Raw genomic sequence first — 1,494 nt, forward strand, 5'->3', positions numbered from 1 at the left:
AGGGTAAAACCAAGCCGGTCCACCGGGCGAACGCGGGGTGGAAGCAGGTCGGCGGGGATGTCGGCGGGCAGCGTCATCAGGTATCCACAGTCAACTACAAGCTACAAGCCGCAAGCTGCAAGTAAGGGCAGGTTGGTGCAGGCCGGCTTTTTTTGCGGCTTGCAGCTTGAAGCTTGCGGCTGCGCATCATACCCCACTCTGCGCTTTTGCTCCGCGTCGGCGGTCAGCGCGCCTTCAACTGGCGATCAATGGCATCCATCAGCTTGCCACCGATATCGGTGTTGTAGGCCGCGTCGATCTCGCGGATGCAGGTCGGGCTGGTGACGTTGATCTCGGTGAGGTAGTCGCCGATCACGTCAAGGCCGACGAACAGCAGGCCTTTTGCACGCAGGGTCGGGCCGACCTGGGCAGCAATCCAGCGGTCACGCTCGCTCAGAGGGCGTGCTTCGCCACGCCCGCCTGCGGCCAGGTTGCCGCGTGTTTCACCGCTGGCCGGGATGCGCGCCAGGCAGTAGTCGACCGGTTCGCCGTCGATCATCAGGATCCGCTTGTCGCCGTCCTTGATGGCCGGCAGGTAGGCCTGGGCCATGATTTGCTGGGCGCCCAGCGCGGTCAGGGTTTCGAGAATGACCGACAGGTTGGGGTCACCAGCCCGGTGGCGGAAGATCGAGGTGCCGCCCATGCCGTCCAGGGGCTTGAGGATCACGTCGCCATGCTGGGCGGCGAAGGCGCGAATGATGTCCGGGCGGCGGCTCACCAGGGTAGGCGGCGTGCATTGCGGGAACAGGGTGGCGAACAGTTTTTCGTTACAGTCGCGCAGGCTCTGTGGGCGGTTGACCACCAGCACGCCTTCGGCTTCGGCCTGCTCCAGCAGGTAGGTGCTGTAGACGAACTCCATGTCGAACGGCGGGTCCTTGCGCATCAGGATCACGTCCAGTTCGGCCAGCGGGCTGTCCTGCTCTTCGCCCAGCTCGAACCAGCGCGCCGGGTCGGCGAACACGTTGAGTGGGCGCATCCGCGCGCGGGCCTTGCCTTCGGCCTGGTACAGGTCGCGCTGTTCCATGTAGAACAGGCTCCAGCCACGGGCCTGGGCGGCCAGCAGCATGGCCAGCGAGCTGTCCTTCTTGTAGGAGATGGACGCGATGGGGTCCATGACAATGCCGAGGCGAACGCTCATGGGGGTGGTTCCTCTTGGCGGCGGGTAGCCGCGACGAATCGAAAGAAAAGTGGCTCAGGGTGGCGCCGCGAACGCCGCGGGTCAAGGGGCGCGGTAGATGGAATGGCCACCCGGAGTGTGCTAAAAATGAGCTGCAAGCCTTAAGCTACAAGCCTCAAGAAAAGCCAGCCATGTGCCAGTCCGCCTTTTCTTGCAGCTTGACGCTTGCATCTTGCAGCTCAATTTTTTCTGGTAGGCATCTATGGAACAACCCCTGAAGGTGATGGTGATCGACGATTCACGCACGATCCGCCGCACTGCGCAGATGTTGCTCGGTG

General features: G+C 63.3%; 1 protein-coding gene and 1 pseudogene. One reads left to right on the forward strand and one right to left on the reverse strand.

The window, feature by feature from the left end; genetic code table 11:
* Positions 1-223: 223 nt before the first annotated feature.
* Positions 224-1,177, reverse strand: coding sequence for a glutathione synthase (gene gshB / locus BLX42_RS03455; RefSeq protein ID WP_039602037.1), 954 nt, complete (start codon positions 1,175-1,177; stop codon positions 224-226).
* Between the two features lie 241 nt (positions 1,178-1,418).
* On the opposite strand from gshB, the pseudogene BLX42_RS03460 reads away from it, so the two are divergent.
* Positions 1,419-1,494, forward strand: a pseudogene (locus BLX42_RS03460) (response regulator); the annotation flags it as partial.

Source organism: Pseudomonas sp. SG-MS2 (assembly GCF_009933855.1).
GTDB classification, from domain to species: Bacteria; Pseudomonadota; Gammaproteobacteria; order Pseudomonadales; family Pseudomonadaceae; genus Aquipseudomonas; species Aquipseudomonas putida_E.

Coding starts and splice junctions, on each gene's coding strand:
- gshB (WP_039602037.1), bottom strand. CDS start 1,177: ATGAGCGTTCGCCTCGGCATTGTCATGGACCCCATCGCGTCCATCTCC.